This is a genomic window from Pseudomonas sp. R5-89-07 (assembly GCF_003851685.1).
Classification (GTDB): Bacteria; Pseudomonadota; Gammaproteobacteria; order Pseudomonadales; family Pseudomonadaceae; genus Aquipseudomonas.
Window position 1 is genome coordinate 1520093 of sequence record NZ_CP027727.1, and the last position, 22303, is coordinate 1542395.

General features: G+C 59.6%; 21 protein-coding genes. 7 read left to right on the top strand and 14 right to left on the bottom strand.

Translation table 11 applies throughout. From position 1 onward, the window contains the following. Positions 1–39 precede the first annotated feature (39 nt). The 4 genes from C4J94_RS06930 to C4J94_RS06945 all read left to right on the top strand — a co-directional run bounded on the left by C4J94_RS06930 (position 40) and on the right by C4J94_RS06945 (position 3872). On the top strand, positions 40–1185 hold the full coding sequence (locus C4J94_RS06930; protein ID WP_124385485.1) for a serine hydrolase domain-containing protein: 1146 nt from the start codon (positions 40–42) through the stop codon (positions 1183–1185). Positions 1186–1327: 142 nt separating this feature from the next. Further along, the gene (locus tag C4J94_RS06935; RefSeq protein WP_124385486.1) at positions 1328–2476 is read left to right on the top strand and encodes an OmpA family protein; all 1149 of its coding nucleotides are present in this window, start codon (positions 1328–1330) and stop codon (positions 2474–2476) included. A gap of 27 nt (positions 2477–2503) precedes the next feature. After that, positions 2504–3151, top strand: a complete 648-nt coding sequence (gene pdxH / locus C4J94_RS06940) for a pyridoxamine 5'-phosphate oxidase (RefSeq protein WP_124385487.1) — start codon at positions 2504–2506, stop codon at positions 3149–3151. Positions 3152–3407: 256 nt separating this feature from the next. Next, a complete protein-coding gene (locus tag C4J94_RS06945; protein ID WP_003189251.1) occupies positions 3408–3872 on the top strand; it encodes a glycine zipper 2TM domain-containing protein in 465 nt (154 codons plus the stop codon). A 708-nt stretch (positions 3873–4580) separates the two neighbouring features. Here the strand turns inward: C4J94_RS06945 and nhaA are convergent. Further along, on the bottom strand, positions 4581–5765 hold the full coding sequence (nhaA, locus tag C4J94_RS06950) for a Na+/H+ antiporter NhaA (protein WP_124385488.1): 1185 nt from the start codon (positions 5763–5765) through the stop codon (positions 4581–4583). Positions 5766–5981: 216 nt separating this feature from the next. On the opposite strand from nhaA, the gene C4J94_RS06955 reads away from it, so the two are divergent. Next, on the top strand, positions 5982–7076 hold the full coding sequence (locus C4J94_RS06955) for a PLP-dependent cysteine synthase family protein (protein ID WP_124385489.1): 1095 nt from the start codon (positions 5982–5984) through the stop codon (positions 7074–7076). Between the two features lie 122 nt (positions 7077–7198). On the opposite strand, the gene C4J94_RS06960 is transcribed toward C4J94_RS06955, so the two are convergent. The 3 genes from C4J94_RS06960 to C4J94_RS06970 all read right to left on the bottom strand — a co-directional run bounded on the left by C4J94_RS06960 (position 7199) and on the right by C4J94_RS06970 (position 10288). After that, a complete protein-coding gene (locus C4J94_RS06960; RefSeq protein WP_124385490.1) occupies positions 7199–8812 on the bottom strand; it encodes an NAD(P)/FAD-dependent oxidoreductase in 1614 nt (537 codons plus the stop codon). Between the two features lie 109 nt (positions 8813–8921). Beyond that, complete coding sequence (locus C4J94_RS06965; RefSeq protein WP_124385491.1) at positions 8922–9593, bottom strand: COG3650 family protein; 672 nt, start codon at positions 9591–9593, stop codon at positions 8922–8924. Between the two features lie 95 nt (positions 9594–9688). Next, on the bottom strand, positions 9689–10288 hold the full coding sequence (locus C4J94_RS06970) for a short chain dehydrogenase (protein ID WP_124385492.1): 600 nt from the start codon (positions 10286–10288) through the stop codon (positions 9689–9691). 104 nt (positions 10289–10392) lie between these two features. Between C4J94_RS06970 and C4J94_RS06975 the strand changes: the two genes are divergently transcribed. Beyond that, on the top strand, positions 10393–11307 hold the full coding sequence (locus tag C4J94_RS06975; protein ID WP_124385493.1) for a LysR family transcriptional regulator: 915 nt from the start codon (positions 10393–10395) through the stop codon (positions 11305–11307). Here C4J94_RS06975 and C4J94_RS06980 read toward each other — a convergent pair. The 9 genes from C4J94_RS06980 to C4J94_RS07020 all read right to left on the bottom strand — a co-directional run bounded on the left by C4J94_RS06980 (position 11298) and on the right by C4J94_RS07020 (position 18990). Further along, entirely contained in the window at positions 11298–11783 is a 486-nt protein-coding gene (locus C4J94_RS06980; protein WP_124385494.1) for a DoxX family protein, read from the bottom strand. The two genes, C4J94_RS06975 and C4J94_RS06980, sit on opposite strands and share 10 nt — an antisense overlap. After that, entirely contained in the window at positions 11780–12556 is a 777-nt protein-coding gene (locus C4J94_RS06985; protein ID WP_124385495.1) for a DNA-binding domain-containing protein, read from the bottom strand. The genes C4J94_RS06980 and C4J94_RS06985 overlap by 4 nt, the downstream gene beginning before the upstream one ends. Further along, positions 12553–13428, bottom strand: a complete 876-nt coding sequence (locus C4J94_RS06990) for a DUF692 domain-containing protein (protein WP_124385496.1) — start codon at positions 13426–13428, stop codon at positions 12553–12555. The genes C4J94_RS06985 and C4J94_RS06990 overlap by 4 nt, the downstream gene beginning before the upstream one ends. A 26-nt stretch (positions 13429–13454) precedes the next feature. Then, positions 13455–13751: a DUF2282 domain-containing protein gene (locus C4J94_RS06995; RefSeq protein WP_124385497.1), complete on the bottom strand. Its 297-nt coding sequence runs from the start codon at positions 13749–13751 to the stop codon at positions 13455–13457. A 241-nt stretch (positions 13752–13992) separates the two neighbouring features. Then, positions 13993–14694 (bottom strand): ABC transporter ATP-binding protein, encoded by a 702-nt coding sequence (locus C4J94_RS28075; protein ID WP_065932826.1) that lies wholly within the window; start codon positions 14692–14694, stop codon positions 13993–13995. 1 nt (position 14695) lies between these two features. Next, complete coding sequence (gene livG, locus C4J94_RS07005; protein WP_027604424.1) at positions 14696–15463, bottom strand: high-affinity branched-chain amino acid ABC transporter ATP-binding protein LivG; 768 nt, start codon at positions 15461–15463, stop codon at positions 14696–14698. Next, positions 15460–16713, bottom strand: coding sequence for a high-affinity branched-chain amino acid ABC transporter permease LivM (locus tag C4J94_RS07010; RefSeq protein WP_124385498.1), 1254 nt, complete (start codon positions 16711–16713; stop codon positions 15460–15462). The genes livG and C4J94_RS07010 overlap by 4 nt, the downstream gene beginning before the upstream one ends. Continuing rightward, entirely contained in the window at positions 16710–17633 is a 924-nt protein-coding gene (gene livH, locus C4J94_RS07015) for a high-affinity branched-chain amino acid ABC transporter permease LivH (protein ID WP_124385499.1), read from the bottom strand. The genes C4J94_RS07010 and livH overlap by 4 nt, the downstream gene beginning before the upstream one ends. Positions 17634–17862: 229 nt before the next feature. Then, the gene (locus C4J94_RS07020; RefSeq protein ID WP_124385500.1) at positions 17863–18990 is read right to left on the bottom strand and encodes a branched-chain amino acid ABC transporter substrate-binding protein; all 1128 of its coding nucleotides are present in this window, start codon (positions 18988–18990) and stop codon (positions 17863–17865) included. 340 nt (positions 18991–19330) lie between these two features. On the opposite strand from C4J94_RS07020, the gene C4J94_RS07025 reads away from it, so the two are divergent. Then, on the top strand, positions 19331–19642 hold the full coding sequence (locus C4J94_RS07025; RefSeq protein ID WP_124385501.1) for a DUF2288 domain-containing protein: 312 nt from the start codon (positions 19331–19333) through the stop codon (positions 19640–19642). A gap of 285 nt (positions 19643–19927) precedes the next feature. On the opposite strand, the gene C4J94_RS07030 is transcribed toward C4J94_RS07025, so the two are convergent. Beyond that, the gene (locus C4J94_RS07030; protein ID WP_124385502.1) at positions 19928–22105 is read right to left on the bottom strand and encodes a hypothetical protein; all 2178 of its coding nucleotides are present in this window, start codon (positions 22103–22105) and stop codon (positions 19928–19930) included. Between the last annotated feature and the right edge of the window lie 198 nt (positions 22106–22303).

The window sequence follows — 22303 nt, forward strand, 5'->3', positions numbered from 1 at the left end:
TGTCGGCCACTTTTATGATGTTCTTTCGAGGTCGCTCAGGTGCAGATTCAGGGTCATTACGAGCTCCAGTTCGAAGCGGTACGTGAAGCCTTTGCCGCCTTGTTCGATGACCCTCAAGAGCGCGGCGCGGGGCTTTGCGTCCAGGTCGGCGGCGAGACGGTCGTCGACCTGTGGGCCGGCACCGCCGACAAGGACGGCGCCGAAGCCTGGCACAGCGACACGATCGTCAATCTGTTCTCCTGCACCAAGACCTTTACTGCGGTCACTGCTTTGCAACTGGTGGCCGAAGGCAAGCTGAAGCTGGACGCGCCCGTGGCCGACTACTGGCCGGAATTTGCGGCGGCTGGCAAGGAATCCATCACCCTGCGCCAGTTGCTCTGCCATCAGGCCGGGCTGCCGGCGATCCGCGAGATGCTGCCTACCGAAGCGCTGTACGACTGGCAACTGATGGTCGATACCCTGGCGGCCGAAGCGCCGTGGTGGGCACCCGGCCAGGGCCATGGCTACGAGGCGATCACCTATGGCTGGCTGGTCGGTGAACTGCTGCGCCGTGCCGATGGACGCGGGCCTGGGGAGTCGATCGTGGCGCGGGTGGCGCGCCCCTTGGGGCTGGATTTTCACGTGGGCCTGGCGGATGAAGAGTTTTATCGTGTTGCCCATATAGCCCGCAGCAAAGGCAATATGGGCGATGCAGCGGCACAACGGTTACTTCAAGTAATGATGCGCGAACCCGCAGCGATGACTACGCGTGCATTTGCCAACCCGCCGTCTATTCTGACCAGCACTAATAAACCCGAGTGGCGGCGTATGCAGCAGCCAGCGGCAAATGGTCACGGTAATGCGCGCAGCCTGGCTGGGTTTTATAGCGGTTTATTGGACGGTAGTTTGCTGGAAAGCGACATGCTCGAACAATTGACCCGTGAACACAGTATCGGCCCGGATAAAACCTTATTGACCCAAACCCGTTTTGGCCTGGGCTGCATGTTGGATCAACCGGAGTTGCCCAATGCGACGTTCGGCCTTGGCCCGCGCGCATTCGGGCATCCCGGCGCAGGGGGCTCGGTAGGCTTTGCCGACCCTGAACATGATGTAGCATTCGGTTTTGTGACTAATACCCTGGGGCCCTACGTACTTATGGATCCGCGGGCGCAGAAGTTGGTCGGAATATTGGCCGGTTGTCTATAAACCCCTTGCTGTTTCACAATTTTTTGTTACAAAGGCACGTATAAGAAGACGCTGAACGCAATGATGTAACTTCAATGTTCTTTAAGCGTCGGTTTAACGGGGCATCTGGCCCCCCTGGTTTTTCTCATTTTGTGGATATCTCATGTTATCGAACAAGTCCTTGGCACTGGCGCTGTGCCTCACTATTACGGGTTGTGCACAAACTCCACAGAATGATGCCGAAGGTGGGCATTGGTGGTCATTTGGATCAGACAAGGCTGCTACCAAGGACGCAGTGACCCAAACTGACGCCAAGCCGGATGCCAAGCCTGCTGCCAAGCCTGCTGCCGATGCCAAGCCTGCCGCGCCGGTGGCTGCTGCCTCTGCACCTGCTCCGGCAGCCAAGGCCGATACGGGCTCCAGCTGGTGGCCGTTCTCCACCAAGAGCGCTGACGAGAAGGCTGCCGACGCCAAGGCTGACCTCAAAGCTGACCTCAAGGCTGCAACGCCGGCACCGGCCGTGGCCAAGACCGACACTGAAGCCCACTGGTGGTGGCCGTTCGAGACCAAGCCAAAGCCTCTGGCCAAGGTCGACGTGGCCAACGTGCAGATGCCTGATCCGAAAGTCACCCAGGCCTGGTTGGACGATTACGAGCCGCGCCTGCGTGCTGCCATCAAGGACAGCAACCTGCAATTGGAACGCCGTGACAACGTACTGGTAGTGATTGCCCCGGTCGACGGCTCCTACAACCCGAAACGCCCGGCGATGCTGCTGCCGGTAACCCTGGGCCCGTTCACCCGTGTCGCCAAGGCCGTTGAAGCGGATCCAAAAACCGCCGTACTGGTGCTGGGCCACGTTGACGCCACCGGTAGCGCGCCGGCCAGCCAGGCGCTGAGCAAGGAACGTGCACAGTCGATTGCCTCGATTTTCAGCCTCAGCGGTTTGAAACAGGATCGCCTGATGCTGCGTGGCATGGGCGACCTGATGCCACGTGCCGCCAATGACAGCACCCAGGGCCGTGCGCTGAATCGTCGCATGGAAATCATGTTCACTCAGCGTACAACGATGTTGGCGCTGCTGAGCCAGTACAACTCGGGCAAGACCCCGCCAGTGGCCGAAATGGTTGCCGTGCAGGATGTTCCCGCACCGGCTCCAGCGGCCAAAAAAGCCCCTGCGAAGAAAGCGCCAGCCAAGAAAGCCGCCGCCAAGCCAGCCGCTAAAAAGGCCCCTGCCAAACCAGCGGCCAAGAAACCGGCTCCAGCCAAAGCCAAGGCGGCTGCACCGGCGAGCAACGACCAGGCGAAAAACTGATCCGTTGAACCAGAAGGATAACGCCGCATGACCCAGGCACTGGCCGATATGCGCCGTGACTACACACGGGATGGTTTGAGCGAGGCGCAAGCCCCGGGCGAACCGTTTGCCTTGTTCCACCAGTGGTTCGCCGATGCGGTGAACACCGAGCAGGCACCGGTGGAGGCCAACGCCATGACCCTGGCCACGGTCGACCAGGACGGTCGGCCGCACTGTCGCATCCTGTTGCTCAAGGGCCTGGATGCGCAGGGCTTTACCTTCTTTACCAACTATCAGAGCGCCAAAGGTGAACAACTGGCGGCGCACCCGTTCGCGGCAATGACCTTTTTCTGGCCGACCCTCGAGCGCCAGGTGCGCATTGAAGGGCGGGTGGTCAAGGTCACGCCTGAAGAGTCGGATGCCTATTATCAGGTGCGCCCGCTGGGCAGCCGTCTGGGCGCCTGGGCGTCGCCGCAGAGCAAAGTCATTGCTGATCGCGAAGAACTGCAGGCACTGCTCAAGGCGACCGAAGAACGTTTCAGCGACAGCCAGCCCGATTGCCCCGAGCATTGGGGAGGCTATCGTCTATTGCCCGAGCGCATCGAGTTCTGGCAGGGCCGCGCCAGCCGCCTGCATGATCGCCTCAACTATCGCCTGCAAGCGGGCCAATGGACGCGCGAGCGTCTTGCGCCCTAAACGCTCCCTTTCGTCATTCCAACTGAATCAAGCCCTTCGCGCCGAAGTCTCTGCATAAGAGATTTCGGCGTTTTCGGCTATATGGCTACACTGATCACGCACGCTATGGCATGGTTCGGTCTAGCGACCGCTCGTCGATTTCTGTGGTGCCAGCAGCCTGTACTCAGGCTGAATGAAAGCACTTTTCTGCCTGGCGCGCCGTGACAGGCGCCAGGCTGCAGCGTTTAATGAATACCTGTCCTTTGGAGTTGATGCTATGCGTAAGTCCGTTTTACTAGTTGCCTGCTTTACCACCCTGTCATTGCTGTTGGGTGGCTGCGCCTCGAGTCTGACCGGCGACTCGTACTCCCGTGACGAGGCGCGTCGCGTACAGACCGTTCGCATGGGCACCATCGAATCCCTGCGTCCGGTCAAGATCGAAGGCACCAAGACCCCAATCGGCGGTGCTGCGGGTGCGGTTATCGGCGGCGTTGGCGGCAGCGCCATCGGCGGCGGCCGTGGCAGCATCGTTACCGCTGTGATCGGCGCCGTAGCCGGCGGCCTGCTGGGCTCGGCCACTGAAGAAGGCCTGACCCGTACCCAGGGTGTGGAAATCACCGTCCGTGAAGACGACGGCAGCATGCGCGCCTACGTGCAAGCCGTGCAGGAAAATGAAATCTTCCGCATTGGCGACCGCGTACGCATCATGACGGTCGACGGTACCAGCCGCGTTACTCGCTAACAGCGTCGGCAACAGGCAAAGAAAAACCCCAACCGGGTAACCGGTTGGGGTTTTTCTTTGCCTAGTGATCCTATCGGCCAAAAACGCAAAAGTTGGACGTAATAAAAAACCGCCTTAGTAGGGCGGTTTTTTGTTGCAGGCCTTTCAACGCTTGGCTTGCATGCTCACAGAACGCAATGACGTGCTCGGAATACTACTGTCGCTTGAGGTGTCACGCAAGGTGCAGTTATGACGGCGACTATCGTTTCTGATACTTTTTTTGTCAGAAAAAAACGGAAATAGATATGTAGACTCTTCCTGCGCATGGTCACACCTTTGGCGAGCCGCTCAGTTAGTATCGAGGCCGTTCTACATTCGTCACTCTGTGAGCCGATTGGGTCAGTGCACACGGTTTTGGACCGGCCGCCACGGGCTAGTAATCCGTGCCGGATTGATGCGGAAGGCCCGTCAACCCTGCCGCCTCACAGAACGCAATGACAGCATTTGAAGGCTCACATGTTCCGGTAAGTGTGCTGGAGGTAAGGCCCAACATCAGGAGGGCCTAGTATGTCTAAGTTTGCACGACGTATGTGGAACCTCGTAATGAATATCCTGCGTGTTTATCACGTGTGGGTATTCCTGCGGGACAGCTTCGATGATCTGTAAGGTCTGAGAAGTGAAGCCGCCTCGATTCAAGTCGAGGCGGCTTTTTGGTGTTTGGAAGCCTGACTACGAAATGACGGCTTTCTTTCGACTCGCCATCGCCGTCACGGCATAGCCAATGAACGCCGCCAATATCGACCCGGTCAGAATCCCCATCCGATCCTCACCCGCAAATTCGCTGGCCCCCGGCACGAATGCCAGTGAGCCGACAAACAGGCTCATGGTAAAGCCGATCCCGCACAGAATTGCCACGCCCAGCACCTGACCCCAGTTCGCACCGCTGGGCAACGAGGCGATACCGGTCTTGATGGCCAGCCAGGTAAGGCCGAACACACCCACGGTCTTGCCGATCAACAGGCCGGCGGCGATGCCCATGGGCACATAATGGGTGAAACTCTCTAGGCTGACGCCGGTGAGGGACACCCCGGCGTTGGCAAATGCGAACAGCGGCAGGATCGCGTAGGCCACCCAGGGGTGCAGGGCATGTTCCAGGGTCAGCAGGGGCGAGGTTTCGGCATTCTTTGTGCGCAACGGAATGCAGAACGCCAGTGTTACCCCGGCCAAGGTGGCATGCACGCCGCTCTTGAGCACGCACACCCACAGGATCAGGCCGATGATCATGTACGGTCCCAGCTTGACCACACCCAGGCGGTTCATGGCTATCAAGGCGATCAAGCACGCCGCTGCGCCCGCCAGGGAAGCACCGGACAGGTCGGCGGAGTAGAACAGCGCGATGACGATGATGGCACCGAGGTCGTCAATGATTGCCAGGGTCATCAGGAACAGTTTCAGCGACACCGGCACGCGTTTGCCCAGCAGCGCCAGTACCCCCAGCGCGAAGGCGATATCCGTGGCCATGGGGATTGCCCAGCCGGCGAGGGCTGCCGGGTTGTCCTTGTTCAGCGCCCAGTAGATGAGCGCCGGTACGACCATGCCGCCGATTGCCGCTGCACCGGGAAGGACCACCTGCGACGGTTTGGACAGGTGGCCATCGAGCAGCTCGCGTTTGACTTCAAGACCGATCAGCAGGAAGAACAGCGCCATCAGGCCGTCGTTGATCCACAGCAGGGCGGGCTTGGCGATCTGCAGCGCGCCCACCTGCGCCACCACGGGCGTGTCGAGAAAGGCGCCGTACAGGTGTGACAACGGCGAATTGTTGATAATCAGCGCCAAGGCAGCAGCGGCGATCAGCAACAGGCCGCTGGCGGCTTCCAGCTGGAAGAAACGGGTGAAAGTGCTACGCAGAGGCAAGGGATGCTCTCCAATCCAGGTTCAATAGGTGGGTACCCTAACCCGTACCGTTAGTTGTTAAAACAAAAGTTATATTCTTATTTGTTATAAGCGTCAGGCCCAACTGGCGTTGCGTCTAAGCCTAGCTATTGTGTGTCCAATTGAGTCGTCACTGTATCTGTGTGCAGTGTAGGAAACCCCCTAATATCGCGCTGAAATTCTTAGAGAAGCCTCCTTATGAGCGACCACCGTCCCTGGGCCCGCGAAGCCATTCGTATCATTGAAGCGGATTTCCAGCGCAGCGCTGACACCCATCTGATCCCTTTGCCATTGCCGGGCTTGCCGGGTATCGAGTTGTATTTCAAGGATGAGTCCAGCCACCCGACCGGCAGCCTGAAGCATCGGCTGGCGCGTTCTCTGTTCCTGTATGCGTTGTGCAATGGCTGGCTCAAGCCGGGTGCACCGGTGATCGAAGCTTCCAGCGGTTCGACGGCAATCTCCGAAGCCTACTTTGCGCGCCTGCTCGGCCTGCCCTTTATTGCAGTGATGCCCGCTACCACCTCCCAGGAAAAGATCGCGCAAATTGCCTTTTATGGCGGCAAGAGCCATCTGGTGCAGGACCCCACGCAGATCTACGCCGAATCCGAACGTCTGGCGCGGGAAAGCGGCGGTCACTTCATGGACCAGTTCACTTACGCCGAACGTGCCACCGACTGGCGCGCGAACAACAACATCGCCGAGTCGATCTTCCAGCAGTTGCGCTTTGAGCAACACCCGGAGCCAAGCTGGTTGATTTCCAGCCCCGGAACCGGCGGCACTACCGCGACCCTTGGGCGCTATGTGCGTTATCGCCAGCATTGCACCCGCGTGTTGTGTGCCGATGCCGAACGTTCGGTGTTTTTCGATTACTACCTGAGTGGCGACGCCAGCTTACGCCTGGACTGCGGCTCGCGGATTGAAGGGATTGGTCGGCCGCGGGTCGAGGCATCGTTTTTGCCCGCTGTGATCGATGCGATGGTCAAGGTGCCGGATGCGCTGTCGCTGGCGGCCATGCATTACCTGGCCGAGCGGTTGGGGCGGCGAGTGGGCGGCTCCAGCGGAACGAACCTGATCGGTGCCCTGATGGCTGCGCAACAGATGAAGGCGGCAGGGGAGTCGGGGTCGATCGTGGCGATCCTGTGTGATGGGGGCGAGCGCTATGCCACCACTTACTATGATCAGGCATGGCTGGCAGGGCAGGGCTATGCGTTGGAGGGCCTGATCGCCGCAGTCGCAGCAAGTGTCGAACGCGGTGATGCGCTACCCGACACTGTCCTGCGCGCCAATATCTGATACACCACAAGCCAAATGTGGGAGGGGGCTTGCCCCCGATTGCGGTGTATCTGTCAAAGATGCTCCGACTGAACGACTGCTATCGGGGGCAAGCCCCCTCCCACATATGTACAGCGGCGTTCTCAGGCCTTGATGCCTAGCATGTCCCGCGCCAAAGCCTCGGCAATTCGAATGCCATCGACGCCCGCCGACAGGATGCCCCCGGCATAACCCGCGCCTTCACCGGCCGGGAACAAGCCTTTCACGTTCAAGCTCTGCATCGACTCATTACGGGTAATCCGCAGCGGCGACGAAGTGCGCGTCTCGATACCGGTCAAGACTGCATCATGCAGCGAGTAACCTTTGATCTGCTTCTCGAACGCCGGCAAGGCTTCGCGGATGGCTTCGATGGCGAAGTCCGGCAGGGCCAGGGCCAAGTCACCCAGGGCTACACCCGGCTTGTAGGACGGTTCAACGCTGCCGATAGCGGTTGACGGCCTGCCCGCGATGAAATCGCCGACCAACTGTGCCGGCGCCTCGTAATTGCTGCCGCCGAGCACGTAGGCATGGGACTCCAGGCGCTCCTGCAGTTCGATACCGGCGAGCGGGCCGCCTGGGTAGTCCACTTCTGGCGTGATGCCGACCACGATGCCCGAGTTAGCGTTGCGCTCGTTACGCGAATACTGGCTCATGCCGTTGGTCACGACGCGGTTGGGCTCTGACGTTGCAGCCACCACGGTGCCGCCAGGGCACATGCAGAAGCTATACACCGAGCGACCGTTCTTGGCATGGTGCACCAACTTGTAGTCGGCGGCGCCGAGTTTCGGGTGCCCGGCGTATTTGCCCAGGCGCGCGGCGTCGATCAACGACTGCGGGTGTTCAATACGGAACCCCACCGAGAACGGCTTGGCCTCCATGTACACACCCCGGCCGTGAAGCATACGGAAGGTGTCGCGGGCGCTGTGGCCAAGGGCCAGAATCACGTGCCGGGAGAGGATTTGCTCGCCGCCGTCGATGACCACGCCCTGCAACTGGCCATCTTCGATCAGTACGTCGGTGACCCGTTGTTCGAAGCGCACTTCACCGCCCAGGGCAATGATCTGCTGGCGCATGTTTTCCACCACGCCGGTCAGACGGAACGTACCGATGTGCGGCTTGCTGACATAGAGGATCTCTTCCGGCGCGCCGGCCTTGACGAACTCGTGCAGCACTTTGCGCCCGTGGAATTTCGGGTCCTTGATCTGGCTGTACAGCTTACCGTCGGAGAAGGTCCCGGCGCCGCCTTCGCCGAACTGCACGTTGGACTCGGGGTTGAGCACGTTTTTGCGCCACAGGCCCCAAGTGTCCTTGGTGCGTTGGCGCACTTCCTTGCCGCGCTCGAGGATGATCGGCTTGAAGCCCATCTGTGCCAGCAGCAGCCCGGCGAAGATTCCGCAGGGGCCAAAACCGACCACGACCGGCCGCTCTACCAGGCCTTCCGGTGCCTTACCCACCACGTGGTAGCTGACATCCGGTGCCGGATTGACGTTGCGATCATCGGCAAACTTGAGCAGCAAGGCGGCTTCGCCCTTCACATTCAGGTCAATGGTGTAGATGAAGCACAGCTCCGAGGACTTCTTGCGGGCATCGTAGCTGCGCTTGAACAGGGTGAAATCGAGCAGGTCATCACTGGCGATGCCCAGGCGCTGCACGATAGCGGGCCGCAGGTCTTCTTCGGGATGGTCGATGGGCAGCTTGAGTTCGGTGATTCGTAACATGACAGGATCCGGTAGGCGGCGGGCAAGGAGGCCGGCGGTTTTGCAAACCGGCGATTATAAGCCCCAATGGCGTTTTTCCGTCAGGTTAAAAAACAGCGCAGGGCGCAATTCAATCGTCCCGGGAGCCACCGAAGGCTGCGCAACCACGCTGTACCTGGCCATTAACGCGCAGTTCGGCGGTCATGTGCTGCAGGCTGCCGCTCACGCTGTCGACACATCGTTGCGGGGCGACCCACAATTCGATGTGCTGGTTATTGGCGTCGGTCATCAGGTTGAAGCGACCATCACCCATCTGTTCTTCGACATAAGGCACTGCCAGGGGCGGTTGGCCTTCGCGTTCCAGCACCATACCCTTGGCCGTGACGCTCATCGCCCAGGTCGGCTTATGGCCGTTGGCCCGCAGGATCATGCGCTTGAAATCCGGGTCGCCACAGGCTGAGGTCGAGCGTTCGACGCGATACAGCTGTTGCAGGTCCACCGAACCCTGGGTGCCGCTGGCAACGCCGGAAAACTTGCCACGCAAATCGGCAAACAATGCGCCTTGCTGGCCGGCCAGGGAGGCGGCCTCTTGCAGGATGCTGGTGCCGCCGGTGTCGTTGACCACGTAGTTGCGCTGGTCGTTGCAAGGCTGGAACAGCAGCTTGCCGCCCACCGCCGTCAATTCACCCTGCATGCGGGTCAGCCCGACGGTAGACAGCTTGGCAGGCTCGCTGTCGAACATCTGGCAAGCGGCGAACAAGGGGAACAGGGCTAGCAACGTAAGGGTCGAGGCGGCACGCATTTTCGGTCTCCAGGCAAGTGCCGTCACGTTACGCAGGCTCGCGCTGCATCACAAGCCCGCCGCCCAGCTTCAGGCGATTCTTACAAACCTGATACTTAACCGACGATAAAGGTCTGACCGGTCTGCAAGCCCTCGACGCTTTTGGCGTAGGCTAAAGCCACTTCGGCGCCGGCCACCGGTTTGAACCCACGGAAATAGGGTGCGTAGCTGCCCATGGCTTCCACCAGCACCGTCGGGCTCACGGCGTTAATGCGCAAACCGCGTGGCAATTCAATTGCCACCGCCTTGACGAACGCATCCAGCGCGCCGTTCACCAGCGCCGCCGAGGCGCCGGTGCGAATCGGGTCACGGTTGAGAACGCCGCTGGTGAAGGTAAACGACGCGCCGTCATTGGCGAACTCACGGCCGATCAGCAGCAGGTTCACCTGGCCCATCAGCTTGTCACGCAGGCCCAGTTCGAAGTCGGTTTCGCTCATGTCGCCCAGCGCCACGAAATTCACGTTGCCGGCCGCACAAATCAGCGCGTCGAACGTGCCGGTCTGCTCGAACAGCTTGCGAATCGAGGCCTTGTCACTGATGTCGACCTGGAACTCGCCGCTATTGCGACCAATGGCGATCACCTCGTGACGCTGCGCCAGCTCTGCCTTGACCGCAGAGCCGATCGTGCCGTTGGCACCAATCAAAAGAATTTTCATCGTGCTGTTCCTCCAGGGGCTAGGTGAAGGGTGAGTCTAGTGTGGCTTTTTCGCTGGATAAACGCACTAATAGGCAACTATTGGTTTTCAATTGGAAACAATCGATGAGCGAAATGGATGACTTGGCCGCCTTCGCCGTGCTGGTCGAAGCCGGCAGTTTCACCCTCGCCTCGGAGCAACTGGGTTGCAGCAAGGGGCAGTTGTCCAAGCGGATCAGCCAGCTGGAAGCGCAGTACGCCGTGGTGCTGCTGCATCGCACCACGCGCAAGCTGAGCCTTACCGCCGCCGGTGCGGCATTGCTGCCTCAGGCACAGGCGCTGGTGGTGCAGGTGGAACGGGCGCGTCAGGCATTGGCGCGGCTCAACGATGATCTGGCCGGGCCGGTGCGTATGACGGTTCCGGTTTCGCTTGGAGAAACTTTCTTCGATGGCTTGTTGCTGGAGTTTTCCAAGCAATACCCGCAGGTGCAGATCGAGCTGGAGCTTAACAACCGCTATCGGGACCTGGCGCGGGATGGGTTCGACCTGGGCGTACGCTCGGAGGCCGTCGAGAATGAGCGGCTGGTGGTCAAGCCTCTGCTGGCCTGGCATGAGATGACCTGCGCCAGCCCGGCCTATCTGGAGCAGTACGGTGAACCACTGCGCCCGGCGGACCTGGCAGGCCACACCTGCTTGCTCAACAGTCATTACAGCGGCCGCGAGGAGTGGCTGTACCACCAGCAACATGAGTTGGTGCGTGTGCGGGTGAGTGGCACCTTCGCTTCCAACCACTACAACCTCTTGAAAAAGGCCGCATTGGTGGGCGCCGGTATCGCGCGCCTGCCATCCTACCTGCTGCCGGCGGAGTTGGCTGATGGTCGATTGCGCTGGCTGCTGCGTGACTATCAGACGCGCAGCCTGCCGATGTACCTGGTGCATCCCTATCAGGGTGGCCTGCCGCGGCGCACCCAGGTACTGGCCGACTACCTGGTGGGCTGGTTCAAGCGCAGCGGCGCGGCCCTGGACCGTCTTCAGCGGTAGCGACGGGCGATCCAGTGGTCGATGGACAACCGGCCCGGGCCCCTGGCCACCAGCAGCAATAACAGCGCCAGCCAGGTGCCATGGGTGGGGTAGGCGTCTGGATAGACGAACAACTGAATGGTCAGGGTCATGCCGATCAAGGCGAGGGCCGAGAACCGCGTGGCAAATCCGATCAGGATCAGCACCGGGAAAAAGTGCTCGGCAAACGCTGCCAGGTGCGCGGCGACTTCGGGTGACAACAGCGGGACGTGGTATTCGCTGCGAAATAGCGGCAAGGTCGAGGCGGCGAGTTTGGGTGCGCCGAGCTGGAAGGTGCCGCTGACCAGATCGATGGCAAACCCTTCGACCTTGGTTTGTCCGGACTTCCAGAACACCGCCGCGATGGAGAAGCGCGCAATGAAGGCGATCAGGCTGTAAGGGATTTTTTCGAACAGGGTGATGGCCTGGTTGATGAGGTTGGCAGCGGGGCGGTTCATGGCGATACCTTTTGTTTCAGGTGTACATGGGTAATGGCGTCGTGGCTGATCAACAGCCTCAAACACCGATTCAGGTCGAAGTCGGGCGAGGCCTGTACAGCGTGCTCCACCGCCAATTCCAGTCCTGTGCCTTGGTTCAGGCAGTTGATAAAGGCCACCGAGCCGCTGTCGATGGCGAAGACCTTCACCGCCAAGCCCTGGCGCAGGATCAATGCGTTTTGGGCATCCCAGGGGTTCAAGTCAGTATGGCCGCCGTCAGTCTGGTGCGCAGCCCATATCGCCACAGCCGCATAGGCAGAGTTCAAGGTGGCGAGCGATGGATGCAGTTGCAGGCGTAACTGCCCCACATCCGTTTGAGCTTGCAGGCCTTGGAGAATGCGCTGCTGGCACAGCGCCGGAATATCCGCCGCGTGATAAGCGCGAACCCGCAGGCGCTCCAGGCGTGCGACATCCGCCAGGTAGGGCACGCTGGCGGCCGGTTCGAATGCCTGGATAAAGTCGGCCAGTTTGCTGCCGTACGCGTTGATCAGCGGGCTGGTGGGAGGGTTGGCCTGCACGAAAAGGCCGGCCATGGCGCGAAAGAACTCATCGCCTACCAGTTGCAGCGTCACCGGATAACTGGCCGCCAGGGCATTGATCAGCGAGCTGTGGACGTTATTGCGGTACACCGCAAAACGGCTGGCGGGGTCGGCGCCGTTGCTGCTGAACAGGCCATCCGGGCACGAGCCGTGCGCCGCGAGCAGGGCGTTGGCGAATGCATTCTCAAGGCTCATGCACCCACCTGCGACAGGAACCGTTCGGCCAGCCTGGCCTCCGCGTGCAGCACGCTGAAGGCCGGCACCTGATTATCTCGCTCGATCAGCGTGGCGACCGGCCCCGTGCGTTTGAGCAACTGTTCGTAGAGTTGCCACACCGCGTCATCGATTGGTGCACCGTGATCGTCGATGAGCAGCCTGTCGCCCAGGCTATCGGTGTCTTCGGCAAAGCCGGCCAGGTGTATCTCGCCGATTGCCTGCAACGGCATGGCATCGATGTAGGCCAGCGGATCACGCTGATGGTTGATACACGACACGTAGACGTTGTTCACGTCCAACAGCAAACCACAGCCGGTGCGCCGAATGATTTCGCTGATGAAGTCCGTTTCGTCCAGGGTGGAGCGTTTGAACTGCACATAGGTGGAGGGGTTCTCCAGCAGCATCGGCCGCTTGAGCGTGCTTTGCACCTGGTCTACATGCTCGCAGACACGTGCCAGGGCTTGCGCATCGTAGGCCAGGGGCAGCAGGTCATTGAGAAACACCGGGCCGTGGCTGGACCAGGCCAGGTGTTCGGAAAACGAGTGGGGTTGGTAGCGTTCGACCAGCCTGGCCAAGCGTGCCAGGTGCTCAGGGTCGAGCGGGCCTTCGCCGCCGATGGAGAGACCCACGCCGTGCAACGACAGTGGGTAGCGTTCGCGTATCAAGCCCAGATAGTGGTGAAAAGGGCCGCCGGCGACCATGTAGTTTTCGGCATGCACTTCAAAGAAACCGATGTCGGGTGAAGTACCGAGCACGTCAGCGAAGTGCTCGGTCTTCAGTCCCAACCCGGCCCGACGCGGCAGGCCGGATACCTGAGTCCGGGAGACAGCTTGCAGGGATGAAAGAGTCATCGTCAGTACTCAGGTTGCGCAGGGCTTCAGGACTTTGCGGTGAAAGCAGCTTCCTGGCCGAAACCGGTCGGCGAGGTGGTGCTTGGGGTCTTCAGGCAGGTGCCGGCCGGGACCAGTTTCCAGGCGTTGGCCTGGTCCTTGGTTTTCGAGGTGCCGGCGCAAGAGGTACCGGCGCCGGCGGCGCAGTCGTTCTTGCCGGCCTCGGCGACGCCGAAGCATTTCTGCATGTCGTCGGCAGCGTGAGCGGTGGCGGTCAGGACAGACAGGCTCAGGGTCGAACCGAGGGCCAGGAGGAGGGCGGCAGCGGACAGTTTGGTAGTCATGGTGTATCTCCAGCAGTGGGTTTATGTGGCAGGCTTGAGTGCCTGCTTACACCGCTAGAGAGAGAGGGTGACGAACTTCGTTACAAGCCAGCCGGAAAAAATTTAAGCATCACACAAAGCAAATGTGGGAGGGGGCTTGCCCCCGATGGCTGAGTGTCAGTCAATATAGTTATCAACTGACCCACCGCTATCGGGGGCAAGCCCCCTCCCACATTTCAAGCCGGTTCATGCTGCAACCGTTTTAACCGCCCAGGTAGGCCTCTCGCACCTTCGGATCGGTCAGCAGTTGCTCGCCGGTGCCCTGCATCACCACCCGACCGTTTTCCAGCACATAGGCGCGGTCGGCGATTTTCAGTGCCTGGTTGGCGTTCTGTTCCACCAAAAACACCGTCACCCCGTCCTTGCGCAGTTGCTCGATGATGTCGAAGATCTGCTGGATGATGATCGGTGCCAGGCCCAGGGAAGGTTCGTCCAGCAGCAACAGTTTGGGCTTGCTCATCAGTGCCCGGCCGATGGCGAGCATTTGCTGCTCGCCGCCGGACATGGTGCCGCCGCGCTGGCTGAAGCGCTCCTTGAGCCGAGGGAACAGGTGCAGCACCTTGTCCATCTGTTCCTGGTAATCGCCTTTGTCGGTAAAGAACCCGCCCATGGCCAGGTTCTCTTCCACGGTCAGGCGCGAAAACACGCGACGGCCTTCCGGCACCACCGCGATGCTTTTGCGCATGATTTCGGCGGAGTGCTTGCCCACCAGTTCTTCGCCCATGTAGCGAATGCTGCCGCTGTGGGCCTGGGGCGAACCGCACAAGGTCATCAGCAACGTCGACTTGCCGGCGCCATTGGCGCCGATCAGGGTCACGATCTCACCCTGGCGCACTTCCACGTTGACGCTGTGCAGGGCCTGGATCTTGCCGTAGAAAGTGGAAACGTTTTCGAATTGCAGCATTTTACGCTTCCCCCAAATAGGCTTTGATCACTTCAGGATTGTCGCGGATCTGCTCCGGCGTCCCGTCGGCCAGCGGCGTGCCCTGGTTGATCACCACGATATGGTCGGAAATGCTCATGACCAGTTTCATGTCGTGTTCGATCAGCAGCACGGTGGCGTTGTTTTCCTCACGCAACACGCCGATCAGCGCCTTGAGGTCTTCGGTTTCCTTGGGGTTCAGGCCGGCGGCCGGTTCGTCGAGCATGAGGATCCGCGGGCGGGTCATCATGCAGCGGGCGATTTCCAGGCGACGTTGCTGACCATAGGCCAGGGTGCCGGCCGGGCGGTTGGCGAACTCGGTCAGGTTGACCTTGTCCAGCCAGTACGCCGCGTACTCCATGGCCTCGCGCTCGCTCTTGCGGAATGCCGGGGTCTTGAACAGGCCTGCGAAGAAGTTGGTGTTCAGGTGACGGTGCTGGGCGATCAGCAGGTTTTCGACCGCTGTCATGTCCTTGAACAGGCGCACGTTCTGGAACGTACGCACCACACCCTTGCGGGCAATCTCGTGACCGGCCAGGCCCTGGATCGGCTGGCCGTCCAGCAGGATGCTGCCACCGCTCGGCTTGTAGAAACCGGTGAGGCAGTTGAACACCGTGGTCTTGCCGGCGCCGTTGGGGCCGATCAGCGCGACCACTTGTTTTTCCTTGACGGTCAGGGCGACGCCGTTGACCGCGAGCAGGCCGCCGAAACGCATGCTCAGATTTTCGACTTTCAGGATCTCGCGGCTCATTTGCGCAGCTCCATGTGTGGACGTTGCATGGGCAGCAGGCCCTGAGGGCGCCAGATCATCATCAGCACCATCATGGCGCCGAACATCAACATGCGGTATTCGCTGAACTCACGCATCATTTCCGGCAGCAGGATCATCACGATCGCGGCCAGGATCACGCCCAGTTGCGAGCCCATGCCACCCAGTACCACGATGGCAAGGATGATCGCCGACTCGATAAAGGTGAACGACTCCGGGGTCACCAGGCCCTGGCGCGCGGCGAAGAAGCTGCCGGCGAAACCGGCGAACGCAGCACCGAGGGTGAAAGCGGAGAGTTTGATGATGGTCGGGTTCAGCCCCAGGGCGCGGCAGGCGATTTCATCTTCGCGCAAGGCTTCCCAGGCGCGGCCGATCGGCATGCGCAACAAACGATTGATCACGAACAGTGCCGCCAGCGCCAGCAACAGGGCGACCAGGTACAGGAACACCACCTTGCTCACCGGGTTGTAGGCAATCCCGAAGTACTCGTGGAAAGTCTGCATGCCCTCGGCGGCGCTACGGTCGAACGACAGGCCGAAGAACGTTGGCTTGGGGATGCTGCTGATGCCGTTGGGACCACCGGTGATATCGGTGAGGTTACGCAGGAACAGACGGATGATTTCACCGAAACCCAGGGTCACGATTGCCAGGTAGTCACCGCGCAGGCGCAACACCGGGAAACCCAGCAGGAAGCCGAACGTGGCCGCCGCCATCCCCGCCAGTGGCAGGCAGATCCAGAAGCTCCAGCCCAGGTAGTGCGACAGCAGCGCGTAGGTGTAGGCACCCACGGCATAGAAGCCCACATAACCCAGGTCGAGCAGCCCGGCCAGGCCCACCACGATGTTCAGGCCCAGGCCCAGCAACACGTAGATCAGGATCAGGGTGGCGATGTCGACCGCGCCGCGCGAGCCGAAGAACGGCCAGATCAACGCGGCGATGATCAGGCCGATGATGATGTAGCGCTGGGTGCGCGGCAGGGTCAAGAATTGGCTGACCTTGGGCGACACCAACGGGCCACGGTTGCCCTTGAACAGCGCGCCGACCTGCTGGGTGAACAGCACGCGCAGGAACATCAGCACCGAACACAGGGCGATGATGGTCAGCGTCACGGGACCAGTGCCATGCACTTCCAGGTTGATGCCAACAATGCTCAGCTTGAGACCGAGTACCGGAAAGGCCACGGCCCATACCAGCAAGGCGCTGAAAAACGCCGATTTAAGATATCTGCTCATACTTTCTCAACCTCCGGACGGCCCAGGATGCCGGTCGGACGGAACAACAACACCAGAACCAACAAGCCGAACGCCACGACGTCCTTGTACTGGTCACCGAAGATGTCGGCGCCAAAGGCTTCGGCCACGCCCAGCACCAGCCCACCGAGCATCGCGCCCGGAATACTGCCGATACCGCCCAGCACCGCCGCGGTAAAGGCCTTGAGGCCTACCAGAAAGCCGGCGTTGGGGTTGATCACGCCGTACTGCATGCTCAGCAACACGGCAGCGACCGCCGCCAGCGCAGCACCGATCACGAACGTCAGGGCGATGATGTTATTGGTGTTGATGCCCAGCAGGTTGGCCATCTTGATGTCTTCGGCGCAGGCCCGGCAGGCGCGCCCCAGACGAGAGCGGGAGATGAACAGCGTGAGGCCGAGCATGGCCACCAGGGTGACGATGAAGACCAGGATCTGCATGTAGGAAATCAGCACTTCTTCCGCACCGCCAGGGCCGAAGGAGAGGCTTCCCGGAATCAGGTTGGGAATCGACTTGTCCTTGGAATCCTGGGACAGCAATACGGTGTTCTGCAGGAAAATCGACATGCCGATGGCGGAAATCAGCGGGATCAACCGGTTGCTGCCGCGCAAGGGACGGTAGGCAACACGCTCGATACTGTAGCCATAGGCACTGGTCACGACGATCGACGCAAGGAACGCAGCGGTCATCAACAGCGGCAGGGAGTGGATACCCATCATGGCCAGCCCGGCAAGGGCGATGAAGGCCACGTAGGAACCAATCATGTACACCTCGCCATGGGCGAAGTTGATCATTCCAATGATGCCGTAAACCATTGTGTAGCCAATGGCTATCAAGGCATAGGTGCTGCCAATGGTCAGGCCATTAACCAGCTGTTGGAAAAAATGATAGATCTCAGGCATTACAGCGCTCCTAAAAACCCGATACGCATTTCACTGGTGGAGTCATGTTCCGGCCCTGCGCTGTGTTCTGTGAGCACATTTGCACAAAGCGTTTGCCAGCGAACCGCTGGTGACGGTTTTAAGATTTTCAGGTGAGCCAGCGCCCGGATCGCGGGTGACAGGCCCATAAACCTCGTAAAACAAAGCCCACTGCTCTCACAGTGGGCTTGTTGGACCAGTAACGCCTGGCTTACTGAGGGGAAACTTCGGTTTTTGGTTTGCCGAAGTGCCATTCGTAGACCACGAACTTGAAGTCCTTCAGGTCGCCCTTGGCGTCGAAGCTCAGCTCGCCAGTCGGGGTCTTGAAGGTACCGGCGTGGATGGCTTCGGCCACCTTGGCGGTGTCTTCGCTCTTGGCTGCCTTGATACCACCGGCGATCACTTCGATGGCCGAGTAGGCTGGGAACACGAACGGACCGGTTGGGTCCTGCTTGTTCTTGGCGAACTCTTCAACGATGGCTTTGTTGGCCGGATCGGTGTCGAAGGATTTAGGCAGCGTCACCAGCAGGCCTTCGGAAGCGCCTTGGGCGATTTGCGAGATGGAGTCGTTGCCGACACCCTCTGGGCCCATGAACTTGGCGTTCAGGCCTTTTTCCTTGGCCTGGCGCAGGATCAGGCCCAGCTCCGGGTGGTAGCCGCCGTAGTAGACGAAGTCGACGTTGGCTTGCTTGAGTTTCTGGATGATCGAGGAGAAGTCCTTGTCGCCGGCGTTCAGGCCTTCGAAGACGGCAACCTTGGTGCCTTTCTCTTCAAGGGTCTTCTTCACGGCGCTGGCGATGCCTTCACCGTATTGTTGCTTGTCATGCAGCACGGCAACGATCTTCGGTTTCACGTGGTCGGCGATGTAGTTGCCGGCGGCTGGGCCCTGTGCGCTGTCCAGGCCGATGGTGCGGAAGATCAGCTTGTAGCCACGGGAGGTAATTTCCGGGCTGGTGGCCGCAGGGGTAATCATGATGACGCCTTCGTCTTCATAAATATCGGACGCTGGCTGAGTGGAGCTGGAGCAGAGGTGACCGACCACGAACTTGACGCCGTCGTTGACCACTTTGTTGGCTACGGCAACGGCTTGTTTAGGATCGCAGGCGTCGTCGTATTCCTTGGCTTCAAGCATCTTGCCGTCCACGCCACCCTTGGCGTTGATGTCGGCGATAGCTTGCTTGGCACCCATGAATTGCATGTCACCGTATTGCGTTACAGGCCCGGTCTTGGGGCCGGCAATACCGATCTTGATGGTGTCGGCTGCGAACGAATGGCCGGCAACCCCAGCCAGGACCATAGCGGCAAACAGTTTGGAAATCTGCTTAGTAGCCTTATTCATAGTGCTCCACTCTTGCTGTTGTATTTTTTATAGTTCTAGCGGCCTTGTGAGCTGCAGAACCGGATCGGATATCTCGGATATCCCCCGGCAACGCCCTGGCAACTGTACCGGTACAGTGTAGAGCGCCGGTTGAGCGCTTGAAAAGCTGGCTGCTGGGGGCAAAACCGGGTTGTGTCGCTTAAATGAAAGAAAAAGACAGAATTGCGGCGGGGTAATGCCAGCCTTTCAAGCATTCCTTGGCTTTTCCGACACTTTCAATCGCTACCTCATTTGCTACTGGGTTTTTCTAGCTGAGACACAACGCTATGATTGCGCCGATTTTTTACTCAGGTGAACTCCCATGACGCAAGAACCTAGCACCCTCTATGCCAAGCTGCTCGGTGAAACGGCCGAAATTTCCTGGAAGGAGCTCGAACCGTTCTTTGCCAAGGGTGCCCTATTGTGGGTCGACGCCGGCCTGGATTTGATCGAAGCTGCCGAGGCGATGGCCGAAGACAATCGCGACAAAGTCGCTGCCTGGCTGGCTGCGGGGAGTCTTGGCGAAGTGTCTGCGACGCGGGCGGTGGACTTGGTTACACGGGATCCGGGCCTGTGGGCAGTGGTGGTTTCGCCGTGGATTTTGATTCAGGAAAGGGCATGCGCTGCGGATTGATGCATCAAAATGGTGCGGATGGCGCCGGTCTGGAGTGGGTAAGCGGGTAACCTTAAGTCCAGTGATGGCCTTTCGCCGTGGAGAAACGTCACAACCCGCCAGTCTGTCGGTTGACGTCTACGTCATGGGAACAGTTACACCGATTGCCATTCAGGGATTTAATTGTTTCAAGCTTCGTCTGGCGGCGCCCTTTATAGCCAGCAGATGCCGCGAGAGGAGGGAGGCATTCAGCGCAATGCCTAGCCCCCGAATCACTGTCTCCCCTCGTACTGGTACCTATGTGAATCAGGCCGTCTTACCCGTGTGGTTATTCAATGAAATAACTTTGGTCTTACCTATCCGGTGACGATAGATCTCACGCAGGTACTTGATCGCCTTTTTCACACAATCACGCGACAAACGAATGTCGTTGATCGATACGAACTTGTCCTTGTCGTTGATCAGCTCGCGATACTTCTTCTCATACATCGGTTTGATCGCGTACCAGTTGGTATCCAGAATTTTCGCCGGGTTCTCGAACTCATTAAGCAGCTCATCAATCCGGTCTTCATCGAAATCTTCGTGGATGATGAAATCCAGAATCGAATTGTCCAGCGTGTCATCAAACCGGTACGGATTGCGTGCAAAGCAGCGTTTGATAAACGCTACGATCAGCGTCAGGAAATCATCCGACAGGCACGGGCTCTTGGCGATCAGGGTGGTCAGCGATAAGTTCGCGGACGCCCCGATCACCAAGGCATAACGCTTGAGCGTGGTGTTGGGGAACAGGCTATTGAGGTGGGTCTTCAAGCGGTTCAGGTCCATGTAGGACAGCTTGTAGTCCTTGGGCAGCGAGACGATGGACACCACCGACGAGCAGTTCTTGAAAAAATGCAGGTCATGCAGCGCCGCCGCGTCATAGCCGGAATTTTTGTATTGCTCCAGCGACGCCTTATAGCGTTTGGACTCGATCGGCAGCAGGCTGATGCCTTCGATGGCCTGGGTGACCTTGTTGAAGTGCGGCAGGTCGATGGAGCGGAAGAACAGGTCATCGATATTCAGGCGCTGTGGCTCTTTTTCGAACACCTTGAATTTGTCATTCGACGGCACCGGGGTTTCCGGAACTACGGACTCGGCATAGGCAATCGCCACCGGGCCGGCCAGACTCATGAACAGGTCGTTGGCATCCAGGCGGATGGTTTCGCCGATGTCGATGCCGGCGCGACGGAAGTAGTTCTGGTCATAGTCGGTGGTCACCGCCTGGGCGGTGAGGATGTTGAAGATTTGCTGGGAAATGTACTGGTTGGCGTGCTTTTCCATGGCGTTGACGTCGATGTTCTGGATATTGCCGTCATCGCTTTCTTCGGCGTAACGCATGATGTCGTTGGAGATCAGCATCATCGCGTTCCAGGGGCGGATGCGTCCCTTCACGCTGGCTTCGCTGCTGTCTTCATTGTCGAAGTTGTATGAGAAATCCCATTCTTCCGACAGGTATTTGCATAACAGGCGCCCGGCATTGATGTGCAGCGCTTCGGACATTTCACTGCGGTGGTCGGAGATATTCGGCAGCACGCAGATGCCGCTGGTGAAGATCGGCTCGAACACGAAAGCATGGCCGCTTTTGCTGTCGTGCTCGTCGGCGGGCTTGGTGTCGAAGGTCTTATTCATGTACGAGTGTTGCTGGGCCAGGCCGAACTCGGAAGCCATGCCCGAACCCGTGCCGCCGCCGGCGCTGAAGATCGAGAAGTACAGGCGCGACTGGTTGGCCTTGATGCCGCACGAATCGATCAGGTACGAGTGGATCATCTTCCAGTCGGGGCTGGAAAAACGCTGGGTGTCCTTGTTGAGGATGATTTTGGCCAGGTATTGGCCGAGGATCGGCGCGTTGCCGGCGCCACCGGCATGAACCTCCGACAGGTCCATGATCTTCATCTTGCTGTAGTCGCGCAGAAAACCGCTTTTTTCGCCCTTGCGCGAAAACCGGATGCGCCCGGCAATGTCCTTGTCCAGGTCGCCCAGCATCACCAGGGGCTCCACCAGGAACACCGGTTTGGCCGCTTTGCCGCCGCCCAGGCGAAGGTTGTTGCGGATCCACTGGGTCGGGCTGTAGCCCTTGTCGGCCGTTTTGTCTTGCGTGCTGAATTCGTTCAGGTAGAACTTGCGCGCGTTGTACACCAGCTCCGCCACGTCCAGTGCAATGTTCGACCCGCAGCGGCCCAGGCCGATCAGGCAGACCGAGGGGAATTCCTGCTCGTTGCGCGGGTCGCCGTCGCCTTCGAGCTGGGGCACGCTCGGGAATACCATGTCGCGCAGGCCATCGAGGTTATCGAGGATGCGGTCGGTATTGGTTTCGGTGAAGTACAAGTACTGCTGGGTGGCCAGCGGGCGGGCACTGCTCAATGACTGGGTACCTGAAGGCTTTTGCGCAGGCGCTGTTGGCAGCACGTCGGATACCACGGTGGCAGCGTTATTTTTAGAGGTCATTGTCGCCATGTACCTGGACGGATGGCTGGAAAAGCAAGGAGCCATCACTGAGTGAGAGTTCGCGACTTTACAGTGCGCCTGAGTCCTGAATGGTTGGATTTAACCTTGAATTTACAAGGGGAATCCGCGCCGGACTCAGTTGAATCGGCCGTTCGTCGGCGTTCTTTAGCTAGATGATGGCGAAATGCCAAAGAATCG

Coding starts and splice junctions, on each gene's coding strand:
- C4J94_RS07020 (WP_124385500.1), bottom strand. CDS start 18,990: ATGAATAAGGCTACTAAGCAGATTTCCAAACTGTTTGCCGCTATGGTC.
- C4J94_RS07025 (WP_124385501.1), top strand. CDS start 19,331: ATGACGCAAGAACCTAGCACCCTCTATGCCAAGCTGCTCGGTGAAACG.
- livG (WP_027604424.1), bottom strand. CDS start 15,463: ATGAGCCGCGAGATCCTGAAAGTCGAAAATCTGAGCATGCGTTTCGGC.
- livH (WP_124385499.1), bottom strand. CDS start 17,633: ATGCCTGAGATCTATCATTTTTTCCAACAGCTGGTTAATGGCCTGACC.
- C4J94_RS06955 (WP_124385489.1), top strand. CDS start 5,982: ATGAGCGACCACCGTCCCTGGGCCCGCGAAGCCATTCGTATCATTGAA.
- C4J94_RS06975 (WP_124385493.1), top strand. CDS start 10,393: ATGAGCGAAATGGATGACTTGGCCGCCTTCGCCGTGCTGGTCGAAGCC.
- C4J94_RS06980 (WP_124385494.1), bottom strand. CDS start 11,783: ATGAACCGCCCCGCTGCCAACCTCATCAACCAGGCCATCACCCTGTTC.
- C4J94_RS06965 (WP_124385491.1), bottom strand. CDS start 9,593: ATGCGTGCCGCCTCGACCCTTACGTTGCTAGCCCTGTTCCCCTTGTTC.
- C4J94_RS07030 (WP_124385502.1), bottom strand. CDS start 22,105: ATGACCTCTAAAAATAACGCTGCCACCGTGGTATCCGACGTGCTGCCA.
- C4J94_RS06960 (WP_124385490.1), bottom strand. CDS start 8,812: ATGTTACGAATCACCGAACTCAAGCTGCCCATCGACCATCCCGAAGAA.
- C4J94_RS06970 (WP_124385492.1), bottom strand. CDS start 10,288: ATGAAAATTCTTTTGATTGGTGCCAACGGCACGATCGGCTCTGCGGTC.
- C4J94_RS06995 (WP_124385497.1), bottom strand. CDS start 13,751: ATGACTACCAAACTGTCCGCTGCCGCCCTCCTCCTGGCCCTCGGTTCG.
- C4J94_RS06985 (WP_124385495.1), bottom strand. CDS start 12,556: ATGAGCCTTGAGAATGCATTCGCCAACGCCCTGCTCGCGGCGCACGGC.
- pdxH (WP_124385487.1), top strand. CDS start 2,504: ATGACCCAGGCACTGGCCGATATGCGCCGTGACTACACACGGGATGGT.
- C4J94_RS06945 (WP_003189251.1), top strand. CDS start 3,408: ATGCGTAAGTCCGTTTTACTAGTTGCCTGCTTTACCACCCTGTCATTG.
- C4J94_RS28075 (WP_065932826.1), bottom strand. CDS start 14,694: ATGCTGCAATTCGAAAACGTTTCCACTTTCTACGGCAAGATCCAGGCC.
- C4J94_RS06990 (WP_124385496.1), bottom strand. CDS start 13,428: ATGACTCTTTCATCCCTGCAAGCTGTCTCCCGGACTCAGGTATCCGGC.
- C4J94_RS06935 (WP_124385486.1), top strand. CDS start 1,328: ATGTTATCGAACAAGTCCTTGGCACTGGCGCTGTGCCTCACTATTACG.
- C4J94_RS07010 (WP_124385498.1), bottom strand. CDS start 16,713: ATGAGCAGATATCTTAAATCGGCGTTTTTCAGCGCCTTGCTGGTATGG.